Origin of the sequence: Flavobacterium sp. H4147 (genome assembly GCF_029360735.1) — a bacterium.
Taxonomy (GTDB): Bacteria; Bacteroidota; Bacteroidia; order Flavobacteriales; family Flavobacteriaceae; genus Flavobacterium; species Flavobacterium endoglycinae.
Genome location: NZ_JARKNB010000005.1, coordinates 156,040 through 170,181, shown reverse-complemented (window position 1 = coordinate 170,181; position 14,142 = coordinate 156,040). Strand labels below are relative to the sequence as shown.

13 protein-coding genes and 1 tRNA gene are annotated in these 14,142 nt (G+C 34.2%); 2 read left to right on the top strand and 12 right to left on the bottom strand.

The genetic code is table 11. From position 1 onward, the window contains the following. Positions 1 to 12: 12 nt before the first annotated feature. From lepB to P2W75_RS21060, 6 genes are all read right to left on the bottom strand, one after another. Positions 13 to 1,569 carry a signal peptidase I gene (gene lepB, locus P2W75_RS21085; RefSeq protein ID WP_207294818.1) on the bottom strand — a complete coding sequence of 519 codons (1,557 nt, stop codon included), beginning with the start codon at positions 1,567 to 1,569 and terminating at the stop codon, positions 13 to 15. A gap of 57 nt (positions 1,570 to 1,626) precedes the next feature. Beyond that, the gene (dapB, locus tag P2W75_RS21080) at positions 1,627 to 2,328 is read right to left on the bottom strand and encodes a 4-hydroxy-tetrahydrodipicolinate reductase (protein ID WP_276381972.1); all 702 of its coding nucleotides are present in this window, start codon (positions 2,326 to 2,328) and stop codon (positions 1,627 to 1,629) included. 41 nt (positions 2,329 to 2,369) lie between these two features. Further along, the gene (locus P2W75_RS21075; RefSeq protein WP_207294820.1) at positions 2,370 to 2,930 is read right to left on the bottom strand and encodes a DUF5683 domain-containing protein; all 561 of its coding nucleotides are present in this window, start codon (positions 2,928 to 2,930) and stop codon (positions 2,370 to 2,372) included. Next, positions 2,930 to 3,832, bottom strand: coding sequence for a ParB/RepB/Spo0J family partition protein (locus P2W75_RS21070; protein WP_207294821.1), 903 nt, complete (start codon positions 3,830 to 3,832; stop codon positions 2,930 to 2,932). The genes P2W75_RS21075 and P2W75_RS21070 overlap by 1 nt, the downstream gene beginning before the upstream one ends. A gap of 5 nt (positions 3,833 to 3,837) precedes the next feature. Beyond that, on the bottom strand, positions 3,838 to 4,605 hold the full coding sequence (locus P2W75_RS21065; RefSeq protein ID WP_207294822.1) for a ParA family protein: 768 nt from the start codon (positions 4,603 to 4,605) through the stop codon (positions 3,838 to 3,840). Positions 4,606 to 4,832: 227 nt separating this feature from the next. Beyond that, positions 4,833 to 5,234 carry a septal ring lytic transglycosylase RlpA family protein gene (locus P2W75_RS21060; protein WP_276381971.1) on the bottom strand — a complete coding sequence of 134 codons (402 nt, stop codon included), beginning with the start codon at positions 5,232 to 5,234 and terminating at the stop codon, positions 4,833 to 4,835. 224 nt (positions 5,235 to 5,458) lie between these two features. Here P2W75_RS21060 and P2W75_RS21055 point away from each other — a divergent pair, with 224 nt between their 5' ends. Continuing rightward, positions 5,459 to 7,627, top strand: coding sequence for a hypothetical protein (locus P2W75_RS21055; protein WP_276381970.1), 2,169 nt, complete (start codon positions 5,459 to 5,461; stop codon positions 7,625 to 7,627). 651 nt (positions 7,628 to 8,278) lie between these two features. Here the strand turns inward: P2W75_RS21055 and P2W75_RS21050 are convergent. Beyond that, positions 8,279 to 8,353: transfer RNA gene (locus P2W75_RS21050), tRNA-Pro, on the bottom strand. 176 nt (positions 8,354 to 8,529) lie between these two features. On the opposite strand from P2W75_RS21050, the gene trxB reads away from it, so the two are divergent. Next, on the top strand, positions 8,530 to 9,477 hold the full coding sequence (gene trxB / locus P2W75_RS21045) for a thioredoxin-disulfide reductase (RefSeq protein ID WP_207294825.1): 948 nt from the start codon (positions 8,530 to 8,532) through the stop codon (positions 9,475 to 9,477). 198 nt (positions 9,478 to 9,675) lie between these two features. Here the strand turns inward: trxB and P2W75_RS21040 are convergent, their stop codons facing one another. The 5 genes from P2W75_RS21040 to P2W75_RS21020 form a co-directional block, all read right to left on the bottom strand. Continuing rightward, positions 9,676 to 10,509 carry a GIN domain-containing protein gene (locus P2W75_RS21040; protein WP_207294826.1) on the bottom strand — a complete coding sequence of 278 codons (834 nt, stop codon included), beginning with the start codon at positions 10,507 to 10,509 and terminating at the stop codon, positions 9,676 to 9,678. A gap of 84 nt (positions 10,510 to 10,593) precedes the next feature. Further along, on the bottom strand, positions 10,594 to 11,328 hold the full coding sequence (locus P2W75_RS21035; protein ID WP_207294827.1) for a head GIN domain-containing protein: 735 nt from the start codon (positions 11,326 to 11,328) through the stop codon (positions 10,594 to 10,596). Between the two features lie 3 nt (positions 11,329 to 11,331). Next, a complete protein-coding gene (locus tag P2W75_RS21030; protein WP_276381969.1) occupies positions 11,332 to 13,074 on the bottom strand; it encodes a PspC domain-containing protein in 1,743 nt (580 codons plus the stop codon). Positions 13,075 to 13,077: 3 nt separating this feature from the next. Then, on the bottom strand, positions 13,078 to 13,410 hold the full coding sequence (locus tag P2W75_RS21025) for a PadR family transcriptional regulator (protein ID WP_017498072.1): 333 nt from the start codon (positions 13,408 to 13,410) through the stop codon (positions 13,078 to 13,080). Positions 13,411 to 13,545: 135 nt separating this feature from the next. Next, on the bottom strand, positions 13,546 to 14,001 hold the full coding sequence (locus P2W75_RS21020; RefSeq protein ID WP_276381968.1) for a DUF4870 domain-containing protein: 456 nt from the start codon (positions 13,999 to 14,001) through the stop codon (positions 13,546 to 13,548). Positions 14,002 to 14,142: the final 141 nt, after the last annotated feature.

Genomic DNA, 14,142 nt, shown 5'->3' with positions numbered 1-14,142 from the left:
ACTTATTTTAATTTATGCTTTGTTTTGTTTTCTTTTTCTCCAGAAGAATTCTCCAACAAAGTAAAGAGCAAGAGCAATTAAGAAATATTTGAAATATGACTGAGGCTGCCCTTCACCATCAACAGTTGTGAATACTCTGTTCCAGCGGATTTTATTAATGCCTTTTCCGTTAGTATCCCAGCTCATCCAAATGAAAACGGGCTTTCCTACAATATGATTTTCTGGAACATAACCCCAATAACGGCTGTCTTCTGAGTTATGACGGTTGTCTCCCATCATCCAGTAATAGTTCTGTTTGAAGGTGTATGTGTTTGTTTCTTTTCCGTTGATTAAGAATTTAGAACCTTTTAATTCTAAAGTATTTCCTTCGTAGTTAGTTATAATTTCTTTGTAAAAAGGAAGTGATTCGTTGGTTAACGCAACAGTTTTTCCTTCTTGCGGAATATAAATCGGACCAAAATTATCCTGATTCCATTTATTGATATGAGGGAAAATTCTATTGTCGTTCGTTCTGTCGATTATTCTTGTAACAGAACTAACGCCAGGAGTGTTTTTAAAACGTTCTGCGCTGGCTTCTGTTAAAGCTCCTAATACAAGAGTATCTCTTTTTTGATCGTCTAAAAAATAACCGCCATCTGTAATGTCTAATTCTTTAATTAGAGACTGTAAATCAACTGGTGTTTTTCCGTCAAATGCAATTTTGTATGAATATTGTGGTTTTGCTCTTTCTGGTAAAATTAACTTTGCACCGTTAATGAAAACAAATCCATCTTTTATAGATAAGCTGTCTCCAGGAATACCCACACATCTTTTTACATAGTTTGATTTCTTGTCGATAGGTTTTATTACTCCTGGTCTTCCTTTTGGTTCAAAAAAGTAATGCACCGTGTCAACAGGCCAGTTAAACACTACAATGTCATTTCGTTTGATATGTTCGAACGCAGGAAGTCTGAAATATGGTAATTGTGGCCAGCTTAAATATGATTTTCTTTTTGTTAACGGAATAGAATCATGAACCATTGGTAATGCCACTGTAGTCATTGGTACTCTTGGTCCGTAATTAACTTTACTCACAAATAAGAAATCTCCAATTAATAATGATTTTTCTAATGAAGAAGTTGGAATGGTGTAAGGCTGAATAACATAAGTGTGTACCAAAGTAGCTACGATAATAGCAAAAAGTAAAGAACTTACTGTGTCGGCAGCTTTGTTTTCAGGTTTTAATTCTCGGTTTGCATTGTATTCTAATTTTTGTGTGTAGTTTACGTAATAGATGTAAAAACCAAGAGTGAAAATTCCAAGAATAGTATCTAAAGTTGATTTTTTACCAAAAGTTCTAAGTGTTTCAACCCAAACAACTGGAAACATAATCAAGTTAATAATTGGAATGAAAAGCAACAATGTCCACCAAGTTGGACGGCCGATGATTTTCATTAAAACAATTGCATTGTAAACAGGAATTGCGGCTTCCCAGCTTTTTCTTCCTGCTGCCTGATATAGTTTCCAAGTTCCTAAAAAGTGAATTACTTGTACCGCTAGGAAAAATACGAACCAAAGATATAGTGTCATAATATTGTATTTTAAGTTTCAAATTCAAGATTTTAATAATCTGGAATTTTAGTCGATTTATTGTAAGTTTAGAACATCTTTCATAGTGAAAATTCCTTGTTTTCCTGCCAGCCATTCTGCAGCGATAACAGCGCCAAGAGCAAATCCTTCACGATTGTGAGCGGTATGTTTGATTTCGATGCTGTCAATAGGAGAATCGTAAGTGACCGTGTGAGTACCTGGAACTTCACCAATTCTTTTTGCTTCAATATGAATCTGATTGTTTTTTGCTTCTTCTAAAGTCCATTCAGCATAATTACTATTTTCGATTACACCTTGTGCCAAAGATATAGCCGTGCCGCTTGGAGCATCCAGTTTATGAATGTGGTGAATTTCTTCCATTGAAACTTTATAAGAATCAAATTGGTTCATGATTTTGGCTAAATATTCATTTAATCCAAAGAAAATATTTACTCCTAAACTGAAGTTTGAGCTAGAGATAAAACCTCCTTTTTTCTCGTTGCAAAGAGCAATCATTTCGTCATAATGTTCTAACCATCCAGTTGTTCCTGAAACTACTGGAACATTAGAATTGAAACAAGCAGAAATATTGCTTACTGCTGCAGTAGGAACGCTGAAATCGATGGCAACATCGGCAGTTGAAAGTCCGTCGTAGGTGTTGAATTCATCCTTTTTCAGAACAATTTCATGACCTCTTTCCAGAGCAATTCTTTCGATTACTTTACCCATTTTTCCGTATCCTAAAAGCGCAATTTTCATTTTGTATTATTGTTTGTGAATTTTAAACAGAAAAATTCTGCTTAAAAACGATAGTTAAAAGTTAGTCCAACGTTTGGTTTAAATGTTACATCTGCCGGATAAATTTCCGGACGCATTGATAGTCTTTCGTTTACATTAAATTGAAGTAATGCCGCATCAACATTGGCATCGATAATGTTTAAAACGTAAAAACCAACAACAAATAAGGCAGATAAATCCCTGTTTCTCTGATAAAATTTTTGACCAGCAATTAATCGGCTGTCATCAAGAAACTGATAATTATCGTCGTTATAGCCTTCTAATCTTCGTTTGTAGGCATCACGATAATCATGGTATTTTTTATTGTTGTCAATGTAGAAATATAAACTGGTTCCAATTGCTCCATACACAAGCGGGATTTTCCAGTATTTTTTATTGTATGCCTGACCTAAACCAGGCAATATAGCAGAATAGAATGCTGCTTTTGCTGGTGTCAGCGGGTCTATCTCCTGCAATGCAGTAGTGTCTTTTACGACCAAAACCGTGTCTTTTTTTACCTGGGCAAAAAGAGATACGGTTCCTATGAGAAAGAACAATAAACTTATGGGGACAATTTTATTCACTATCCGTTAATTAATTTTATAATTCGGTTAAAGTCGGCCTCAGAATTAAATGGAATGGTAATTTTTCCTTTTCCGTTGCCAGCGACTTTAATATCAACTTTCGAACCAAAATAGTCGTTGAAAGTATTTTTTTGAGTTTCTCTCACTACAAATGCAGAATCTGCTTTAGGTTTTCCTTCGGCTTTTGGCTGCTGTCCTTCGTGATAATTTTTAACTAAAGCTTCAGTTTCACGAACAGATAAATTCTGGCTTACGATTTTTTGATAGATATCTGTCTGAACATCTAAATCTTCAATATTGATAATCGCACGACCGTGTCCCATACTGATGAAGCCATCACGAATACCTGTCTGGATAATCGGATCTAGTTTTAAAAGACGTAAGTAGTTAGAAATTGTTGAACGTTTTTTTCCAACGCGCTCGCTCATCTGTTCTTGTGTTAATTGAATTTCGTCAATTAAACGCTGGTAAGAAAGAGCAATCTCGATTGGGTCTAAATCATGACGCTGGATGTTTTCAACCAATGCCATAACCAATGACTCATTGTCATTAGCAATACGAATGTATGCCGGAACATGAGTTAAGCCAATTAAAGTAGAAGCACGTAAACGACGCTCTCCAGAAATTAACTGATATTTATTAAAGTCTAACTTTCGAACAGTAATAGGTTGAATTACACCAAGTTCTTTAATAGAAGTGGCTAACTCACGTAATGATTCTTCATTAAAATTGCTTCTAGGCTGAAATGGATTTATTTCGATAGCACTTATTTCAAGCTCAATAATATTTCCAACAACCTTATCGGCATTTTTGTCTTCTACCGATTTAATGTCGTTTTCTGGATCTTTTAATAATGCTGATAATCCTCTTCCTAAGGCTTGTTTTTTAATTGCTTTTGTCATAAAAACTATTTACTGTTTTTCTTTATAATTTCCTGAGCTAGATTAATATAGTTTACAGCACCTTTGCTTGTAGCATCATAATTAATGATACTTTCACCAAAACTTGGAGCTTCACTTAATTTTACATTTCGCTGAATTACAGTATCAAAAACCATATCGTTGAAGTGTTTTTGAACCTCTTCGACAACCTGATTAGATAAACGTAATCTTGAATCGTACATTGTTAATAATAAACCTTCAATGTCAAGATCTGGGTTGTGTATTTTTTGAATACTCTTTATAGTGTTCAATAATTTCCCTAATCCTTCAAGTGCAAAGTATTCACACTGAATAGGAATTACTACTGAATCTGCAGCTGTTAAAGCATTCAGGGTTAACAAACCAAGAGATGGCGCACAGTCAATAATGATATAATCATATTCTTGTTTTGCTTCTTCTAATGCTTTTTTAAGCATGTACTCGCGGTTTTCTTTGTCAACCAACTCAATTTCGATCGCAACAAGGTCAATGTGAGCAGGGATCACGTCAACATTTGGCGATGTGCATTTTAAAATGGCTTCTTTTGGTGTTACAGTATGTTCAAGAATTTGGTAGGTTCCTGTTTCAACTGTTTCAACGTCAATGCCCAGACCAGATGTAGCATTGGCCTGTGGATCAGCGTCGATCAACAATACTTTTTTTTCTAAAACACCTAATGAGGCAGCAAGATTTACTGATGTAGTAGTCTTTCCAACGCCTCCTTTTTGATTAGCAATAGCAATGATTTTGCCCATTTATTTTCTGAATTTTGAACCGTAAAAATACAATTATTTATGGTTTTTGAAAATCTATTTTGTTAACATTTATGAAACTTCGCTTAATCGTTGTTTCATGGGTCTTCCGCAGAAATTAATTTTAGTTATAAATAGAATAACCTTTCAAAATTTAAGGAAACGAGTTTCTGTTTTTACATAAAAAAGCAATAGAACTCGTTTTGTTTTTGAAAATATGCTTTCTTTTTTTATTTTAAAATTTCGATGGTTACGTACACTAAACCACTTTTTTTATTGGATGCAATTTCCATAAAAGCTCTTTTGCTCAGATCAATTTCTCTTCCTTTTACAAAAGGACCTCTGTCTGTAATTTCAACAATAACAGATTTATTGTTTATCTCGTTGGTTACTTTTAATCTGGTTCCGAAAGGAAATTTTTTGTGAGCGGCGGTCAAATCATTGTTATTGAATCTTTTTCCGCTGGCTGTTTTTCTTCCATTAAATTTATCATGGTAATACGAAGCGTGGGCGTCTTTCTTATAAGGTATGACTTTTACAATTGAACTGCAGGAGTCTGCTGGGGTTTCATTTTTTTGCGAAAAACAGGCGGTGGAAAATAATACGGCGATGAATAGTGCAATTTCTTTCATAATTTGAATTCTTTAATCCGCAAAAAAAAGACACCATAAAAAAATAAATGTATTCAAAACGGTTTATTTGTGTTATAAAAAGCCAAAATCATGAGGCTTTGTATAGTTTTTGATAAGAAAATTGAAAATAGAAATCGAGAGGCAGGTTAAAGTTTATTGCTATTTTAGGCTTCCTAAAAAATTACTAGTAATACAAACTATCAAACCAAAAAATCAAGATTCTTATGAGTAAAAAAGTGATTTCGGTATTTACAGCATTTTTGTTTATGCTGATTCTATGCAGTTTTGTTTCGCCTTTTTCATCCAATGAAAAAATAGAAGGGAATAAAATAGAACGCAAAATTGTTTATAATAAAAATAAACATGCCATCATATTGTCATGGGGGGCTTTCGGGACTTCTGGAAATTATATAATTACAAGAGGTGGAAGCCGCTTGGCAACCGATTTTGTATCAGTAGGTTCTACTTCTAAACTAAGCTTTACAGATAATAAACCTAATACAGACAAGTACGAGAACTATTATAAAGTTACTCGTAACAATATAACGATTGTAATTTCTCTAGAAAATCAGATTTTTGGCGATAATATGTATTTCTATGACAGAAAACATGAAAAAGCAGAAACGGCGAGAAACGATATAAATTCCCAATTTGGAGCAATTGGTTTAGGAGGGGCAAATGGCGAGTGGACTACAAAACGTCAGGCTTATTATTTCAAACCAAATGTTAACGGGCAAACGTATGATGTTGGCGGTTCAGGTTCTGCGTCATCGGCGGAAGCCAATTCAATTGAATTAGGGTTTTATTCTCATATTGGAGGACTGGGAAAAGTGCCTTCAGATGTTAAACTGGGAGCGATATTCACGAGACCTCATCTTTCGGGGGGAGCAAATGCTACTTGTACGTTTTGGCGTTCTGTGGAAAATGTAGAAGTGATGCGTGATTTTTCGTGGACAGTTTCTCAGTCAACAAGTGCACGAAGATTATCAATTGACGGGACTTCAAAATATATTTCGGATATTGGGAGTACTAATTTTTGGGGAAGCGGCGGTTTTATTGCCGATACTCATTATACATCAACGAGACCAAACTGGGGCGGACAACAGCAATGGTATACCAGAAATACTGTTTTTCCTTCAGGTTCAGGAACTATGGGAGGTTCGTACAATATGGTTTGGCAGGGTTGTGTAAATCCTCCGCAGGCAGATGATGTAAATTCGCCAGTAGCAACAACTCCAATTATCAAAGAAAAACCGTTTCTTTTTATAGACAGCGATGGAGAATATAAAGTATTTGTTCCGGCTTGGCAGAAAGATAGAATAGGGACATCATGGACATCAAAAGATATGGGGCAGGGAAAAGTTCAGGATTTGCTTGCTCAATGGTATGTAACTAAAGAAGGTGATACTGATGTTGAAATTAATGCGGCTCTTAAAGCGGGTAAAAATATATTTTTTACACCGGGGCATTATGCATTGAATGCGCCTATTCAGGTTAACCGAAAAGATGCTATACTTTTAGGAGCTGGTATCGCTTCGGTAACTTTGGAACCAACTGATAAAAATACTTGGGGATGTATTTATGCTGATGATAAAGACGGAATTGTTATCGCTGGACTTTTAATGGATTCGTTTAATAGTACAACCTATCAGGTTAGAATTGGTAATGAAGGAGCAAATGCTGATCATTCTTTAGATCCTATCCTGCTCACAGATATTACTTGCCGAGTAGGTGGAGTTCAGTCGAAAAATATACAGATACAAACAGCGATGCAGATAAATAGTAATAATGTTGTAGGCGATCACTTCTGGTTGTGGCGTGCCGATCATGGTTCGCAGAAAGGCGGCGATTTACGCTGGGTAAGAGACAGATGTAAAAACGGACTTATTGTTACAGGAAAAGATGTTACACTTTATGCTTTGTTTGTAGAACACTTTCAAGAATATGAAGTTTTATGGTTAGGGGAACGAGGCAGAACGTTTTTCTTTCAAAACGAACCTCCATATGATGCTCCAAACCAATCAGCATGGAGTAGTCAAGGAGGGAAAGTGAATGGTTATGCGGCATTTAAAGTAGCCAATTCTGTAAAAGAGCATCATACAATTGGAATGGGATCGTATGCGGTTTTTACAGGAACGGACGGAAATGTGAACAAGAAAAACGGTTTTGAAATACCCAATAGTCCGGATGTAAAATTGGAAAAGATGTGTATTACTCGTTTTGCAGGTTCTGGAAATATTCTGAATGTTATTAATAGTACTGGTGGAAGCACAGCGACTGGTGCAAAACGTGTAGCAGTCTATAACAACGGAGAAGGAATTCAGCCTTTTGATGAGGAATTTACTTTGCCAAATCGTGAATCGTATCCTTCTTATATAAGTATGGAGAAATAATAAGATTGTTTTTTTTTCCACGAATTCACGAATTATTTTTTTTAAATCTTTGCTGTTATTTTTTCGAATTAAGTCGAATAATATTAGATGAAGTAATTAAAAAGAAAAATTGAGAATTGCTTCGCCAGTTGGCTATCGCTCGGGTCTTGGCGAATACTATTTGTTTCGTTTCTGCTTTGGTTGGAACATAGTCAATGGTTTCGACCGTTGGGTTGTTAGTTTTTTTTGCCACGAATTCACGAATTATTTTTTTCAAATCTTTACGATTATTTTCTCGAATTAATTTCGAATACTATTATAAAAAGAAATAATTCGTGAATTGCTTCGTGAGTTCGCTATCGCTTGGGGTGTGGCGAATACTATTTGTTTCGTTTCTGCTTTGGTTGGAATATAGTCAATGGTTTCGACCGTTGGGTTGTTAGTTTTTTCGCCACGAATTCACGAATTATTTTTTTTAAATCTTTGCTATTATTCATTCGAATTAATTCGAACAATATTAGATGAAGTAATTAAAAAGAAAATTCGTGAATTCGTGGCTATTTATTTCATTTTGACTTTGTTTGGAAATAGCTCGCAAAGTCGCGAAGACGCAAAGTTTTATGTTTAAGTTTAAAACAAAAAAAAGTCTTTTCAAAAATGAAAAGACTTTTGTCGGGGTGGCAGGATTCGAACCTGCGGCCTCCTGCTCCCAAAGCAGGCGCGATAACCGGGCTACGCTACACCCCGAAGATGTTTTGCTGTACTGCCCGAAAGCGGATGCAAAGATATAAATAAATTTCGTTTACAAAAGGAAAAAATGAAAATAAATAAAACTTATTTTGAGATAGTTATTTAGGATTTATTTTCGGCGTTATTTTTTATAATAAAGTTTACATTTGCATCTCTTAAAAACAATACACATTATGTCAGATACAATCGAAAAAATTAAATGCCTTATTATCGGTTCTGGACCTGCAGGTTATACTGCAGCTATTTATGCGGCCAGAGCAAATATGAATCCGGTTTTATATCAAGGAATGCAGCCGGGAGGTCAGTTAACTACCACTAATGAAGTAGAAAATTTTCCAGGATACGTTGATGGTGTTACAGGACCAGAAATGATGGTTCAATTACAAGAACAAGCAAAACGTTTTGGTGCTGATATTCGTGATGGATGGGCTACAAAGGTTGATTTCTCTGGAGATATTCATAAAGTTTGGATTAACGATTCAATCGAATTGCACTGTGAAACAGTTATTATTTCTACAGGAGCATCTGCAAAATATTTAGGATTGCCATCAGAACAACATTATTTAAATATGGGAGGTGGAGTTTCTGCGTGCGCTGTGTGTGATGGATTCTTCTACAGAAACCAAGATGTTGTAATCGTTGGAGCTGGAGATTCTGCTTGTGAAGAAGCACATTACTTATCTAAACTTTGTAAAAAAGTAACGATGTTAGTAAGAAGCGAAAAATTCAGAGCTTCTAAAATTATGGAAGAACGCGTTCGCAAAACAGAAAACATCGAAATTTTAATGAATCACGATACTGTTGAAGTTCTTGGAGACAACAACGTAGTACACGCCATTAAAGCTTTAAATAAAACTACAGGAGAAGTTGTCGAAATTCCTGCAACAGGTTTCTTCGTAGCAATTGGACACAAACCAAACACTGATATCTTTAAAGATTATATTACTTTAGACGAAACAGGTTATATCGTTAATATTCCAGGAACCTCTAAAACAAATGTTGAAGGTGTTTTCGTAGCAGGAGATGCAGCTGATAATGTATACCGTCAGGCGATTACTGCTGCAGGTACAGGATGTATGGCCGCTTTGGATGCTGAAAGATATTTAGCTTCTAAGGAGTAATTTTTTTTAGTCGCAGTTTTTAGTTTTCAGTCGCAGTTTTCAGTCACAGTGACAGTTTTCAGACTATATAAAAAAAGTCCCAATCAGATTAAGATTGGGACTTTTTTTATAATATTTTCAGACTGTGACTGAATACTGAATACTGAACACTGAATACTGAACACTGAATACTGAACACTGAATACTAAAACCCGCGACTTATTTAATCTTCTTAAACAACTTAGCCTCTTCAGAAAAGCGAGTTAATTGAATTGCCGCATTTCCGTATAACGAAAGTTCTGCTTTATCTCCCACTGCTATTGAAACTGTTGTATCGGCTAAAATACTTCCCACAGCATTGTTTTCAGCTGTAATATTGGCATCTTTCAATGTGAATTTTACTCCTGTAAAAATTGAGTTATTATCTAAACGAATGGTCGCTTTTTCAGCAATTCCTTCGATAGCAGCAGTTGCTTTTTGGTACAAGTCACATTTGAATTTAATTGCAGAAACTAGTGTTTTGATAGATGAATATTTGCTCAATTGTAAATTTCCGTCATCTGCTTTCAGGTTTAATTCCGTTTTAGATTTGTCATCACCAATTAAGTTGAATTTTTTAGCGTTTACATTTAAATATAATCGTGAAAAATCAAAACTACTGAATGTGATATCGTCTAACTGAAGTTCTTGAATAGCGTAAATTTTAGCTTCATTTTTTGCAATTACTTTATTAAATGTACCGGTATAAGTAACATGAACAGCTAGTTTTTTGAAAATTGTACTTTCTTTCGAAGTATAAATTCTCAATATATTTTCTCTTAAATCAAAAGCGATGATGTCGTGTAGGTTGTCATCGGCTTCAATTTTAATTTCGTTTTTGTCTCCTTTTACTAAATAAACTTCTAGATTGTCATCTGCTTCAAGTCCATTAAAACTTCCAACATCTTTAATTGAGGTAGTTACGATTTTAGATCCCTTTATTTTTTCTCGTTTTTGAGCAAAGGTGAATGTGGTCACTAAAAGTAATAAAAGCAGGGCTGTATTTTTTCTCATTATTCTTAATTTGATTTTAGCAAATATAAAAAAATCATCCACTTTAGATGAATGATTTCTTTTATATTTAGCGCTTTCGGTGTATTAACCTTCGCTGACACTTCCTCCTGAACTTGAGTTTCTGTTAATAGTTTTAGGCACATTATTGTAATTAATGTTTCCACCGCTGCTTGCTTCTGCTTTTAGGCTTAAAATAGGGTGGACTTTAACTACTGAACCACTAGAAGCTTCGGCATCCACATCATTGGCTAATAATTGTCCGGCTTCTATAGAAGAACCACTAGACGCTGATGTTTTAATTTTTAAAGCTTTACCTTTAATATTAATTGAACTTCCACTGCTTGTATGACAAGAAATATTGTCAGATTCCACTTCTACATTCATCGAAGCCGCGCTTGAAGTTTCTAGTTCAATATCTTCTCCATGAATTGTATTCTGACTTTGAACGCTCGCCGCACTAGAGGCTTCGATTTTACCAATAGTAGGCAATTTTACGGTTACTTTTTTCTTTGTGATGTTGCGGAAAGAAGAGAATTTGCATTTAATAATCAAAGTGCCATTTTCTACTTTTGTAATGATTTCTTTTTGAAGATTATCATCGGCTTCTACTTTAATTTCTACCGAATCAGATTGCTGGACTACTAAGTCTATAGCGTTGCTTACTTCGATATTTTTAAAATCTCCCTGAACAATTCTTTTTTCAGTCGTTACATTGCCGCTTCCTTCAATCGAATTCATGTTGAAGTTACACGATGCAAATAATAATGCGGTAATCGTTGCAATTATAAATTTCGTAATATGAATGATTATTTTTATCATGGTTTAGTTAATTTTAATTATAACTCCGTTTTTATCTGTGGTTAGTTTGCCTTTCGTTTTTTTACCGTTTAGAACTTCTTTTCCGTTTATTTTGATAGAAACTTCTTTTACAGTATCGTTTTCAATTGCATTTTCTTCAGTATTGTAGTCTTCATCTTGATCCCCATCATGATTTTCATTCTCATCTGTTGGACAGTTTAGACATTTTACTTTTGATCCGATAACTTTATAGTTGTAATCTCCATTGTAATTCAGATTAAAAAAATCGTCATCATAATTAAAGTAATCTCTAACAGAACTGTCTGGTTTAAGTAATTGTCCCTCTGGTAGATATAAATAGATGTCAACTTCTTGTCCTCTGAATTTATTTTTAACATCTGTCAGAAAATAATTATCCAAAATTAAATGATTTCCATTAATCTGAAACTTATAAGTAATTTTTTCTGCTCTTTTTTTAGCATTTGTAAAAGAGTTTCCTCTTGCACTTTTTTCGATCTGAATGAATGGTGATGCTTCATCTGTATGTAAAACATGTAAACGAACATCGTTAGAATAAATTAATTCATTGTTGGCAGAATCCTGTACAAATTCAAATTCTCTGTAATGATTTAAGCTTTTTGCGTAATAATCACTGTATCTAAATTTTACATATAAAGTATCTGTTGGCTTAATGCTGAAAGATCTTTTTTCGATAATTTTATTGTCGTGTGAAATTTCAGTTGCCTGTTTAATTCCGATGCTTACTAAAATAGCAATCGCAATAATCCAAATAGCTAAAAGTGTGTATTTTGTAATGTTTCCAATTGATTTTAAGTTTGGAGATAACAATTTAAAACCTAAAAGTGTTAAGAAGAAAAACGGAATCCCAACCGCAAAAAACATTAACAAACCGAATGACCAAAGAGGATATTCTGTAAAGTTTCCTGCTTCAATAAAATTCTGCCAAGGAAATTCAACAAAAATGTTAGTTCCTAAAGTAAAAACTCCCACTAAGAGCATTATTAAAGTCGAAATCCCTGCGATGATTAATACAACGCCTAAAAATTTAGCAAAGATTTTAAAAACCGTCATGACAAAGTCTCCAAATGAACTACTTATTCTCTCAGCTCCCGACTTTACTTGGTTTCCCATTTTGTCATAATCTGCATTTTTGAATTTTTCAGATAATGAATCAATTTCTTCGCGTACTTTTTTTTCGATATTCGAAATAGTTACCGGTTCTCCGGTCATTTCAAGTTTTTCAGACGTTGTAACGGCTTCAGGTGTTACCACCCAAAGCACGAAGTAAGCCAAAATACCAGTTCCAAATCCTGCGAAAACAAAGATTAAGAATACGATTTTAATCCACACAGCGTCTATTCCGAAATAATGTGCAAGACCCGTTGCAACACCTCCAATCATACCGTTTTCTTTGTCACGGTATAATTTTTTGTGACTTCTTGAATTATAGTTTTTAAAAGACTGATTAGTGTTTTCTTCGTCTTCAAGTCTGTAATCTTCCGGTTGTCCCATAACCGCAATCACTTCATCTACATCTTTCAGTCCAACAACATGTTTGTCGCTTTTTTGTTTCTCTGTTAAAAGTTCAGAAACACGCATTTCGATGTCTTTTATGATTTCGTCTTGTCCAGATGAATTGTTAAGTGATCGTTTTATAGCGTCAAAATAGCGTGACAATTTTAAATATGCATCTTCATCAATGTGAAAAGACATACCGCCTAAGTTAATATTTACTGTTTTGTTCATGACTTATTGATTTTGATTGGTGATTAGTTTTACGGCATCTGATAATTCTGTCCAGGTTCCGCTAAGTTCGTTTAAAAATGTTTGTCCTATTTCGGTTAATCCATAATATTTTCGCGGTGGTCCAGATGTTGATTCTTCCCAGCGATAATTAAGTAAACCGTCGTTTTTCAATCTAGTTAAAAGCGGGTAAACAGTTCCCTCAACAACTAGTAATTTCGCATTTTTTAAAGTGTCTAATATTTCAGATGTGTATGCGTCTTTTTCTTTTAAAACAGATAAGATGCAAAACTCAAGAACACCTTTGCGCATCTGTGCTTTTGTGTTTTCAATGTTCATAATTTCATTTCGTTTTTTTTTGATTGAACAATTCGTTTTTTGATTGATGATGATTTTGATTGATGATTGATTGTTGTCGAATTTATTCTGTTAGAATTAGTTCGTATAACATATAACTTTTAACCTTTTTGCTGACTACTTTATAAAAGGAATCGTAAGCGGATATTTGTATAATTCTCCGTTTGAAGCTTTTATAGAAGCATAGATCACTAAAAAGAACTCAACAAATTTTAGAAGTCCGAAAAGTATAACAGCTGTTATTCCAACGCTTAAAAGTCCAATGTTGCCTTCAATATTGAAATTTGTGATTTCAAAATCGTGATCGTTAAAAACAGCTTCGATTGGCAGGTTTTGCAAAAACACAGTAAAGAAAACCGGAACCGCGATTAATGCTAAAATTAAAGTGTAAAGCAATAAGCTTAACTGAAAATTTAAAGCCTGTTTTCCGTGGTGGTTTACAAATTCTGATTTGTCTTTGTAGCTCGACCAGATGATGATTGGAAAAATATAATTTCCAAACGGAATTACATATTGGCTTAATGTACTTAAATGTGTGAATGCCGAAGTATTCTTTTCTGATGTCTTTTCCATGATGAGTGGTGTTGTTGTTTCCATGATTAAAAGTATATAGTATTTTCTTATGCAAATATATGTTCAAAAAACAGTATCTTGTTTTACATAGTACCAAATATTAACAAAAATTTAACAAAATTAGAATTCGAAAAACAACTG

Bases quoted from the DNA above. Each gene is read 5' to 3' on its own strand.
- P2W75_RS21040 (WP_207294826.1), bottom strand. From the start codon at position 10,509: ATGAGAAAAAATACAGCCCTGCTTTTATTACTTTTAGTGACCACATTC.
- dapB (WP_276381972.1), bottom strand. From the start codon at position 2,328: ATGAAAATTGCGCTTTTAGGATACGGAAAAATGGGTAAAGTAATCGAA.
- trxB (WP_207294825.1), top strand. From the start codon at position 8,530: ATGTCAGATACAATCGAAAAAATTAAATGCCTTATTATCGGTTCTGGA.
- P2W75_RS21065 (WP_207294822.1), bottom strand. From the start codon at position 4,605: ATGGGCAAAATCATTGCTATTGCTAATCAAAAAGGAGGCGTTGGAAAG.
- lepB (WP_207294818.1), bottom strand. From the start codon at position 1,569: ATGACACTATATCTTTGGTTCGTATTTTTCCTAGCGGTACAAGTAATT.
- P2W75_RS21025 (WP_017498072.1), bottom strand. From the start codon at position 13,410: ATGAACATTGAAAACACAAAAGCACAGATGCGCAAAGGTGTTCTTGAG.
- P2W75_RS21020 (WP_276381968.1), bottom strand. From the start codon at position 14,001: ATGGAAAAGACATCAGAAAAGAATACTTCGGCATTCACACATTTAAGT.
- P2W75_RS21055 (WP_276381970.1), top strand. From the start codon at position 5,459: ATGAGTAAAAAAGTGATTTCGGTATTTACAGCATTTTTGTTTATGCTG.
- P2W75_RS21060 (WP_276381971.1), bottom strand. From the start codon at position 5,234: ATGAAAGAAATTGCACTATTCATCGCCGTATTATTTTCCACCGCCTGT.
- P2W75_RS21070 (WP_207294821.1), bottom strand. From the start codon at position 3,832: ATGACAAAAGCAATTAAAAAACAAGCCTTAGGAAGAGGATTATCAGCA.
- P2W75_RS21035 (WP_207294827.1), bottom strand. From the start codon at position 11,328: ATGATAAAAATAATCATTCATATTACGAAATTTATAATTGCAACGATT.
- P2W75_RS21030 (WP_276381969.1), bottom strand. From the start codon at position 13,074: ATGAACAAAACAGTAAATATTAACTTAGGCGGTATGTCTTTTCACATT.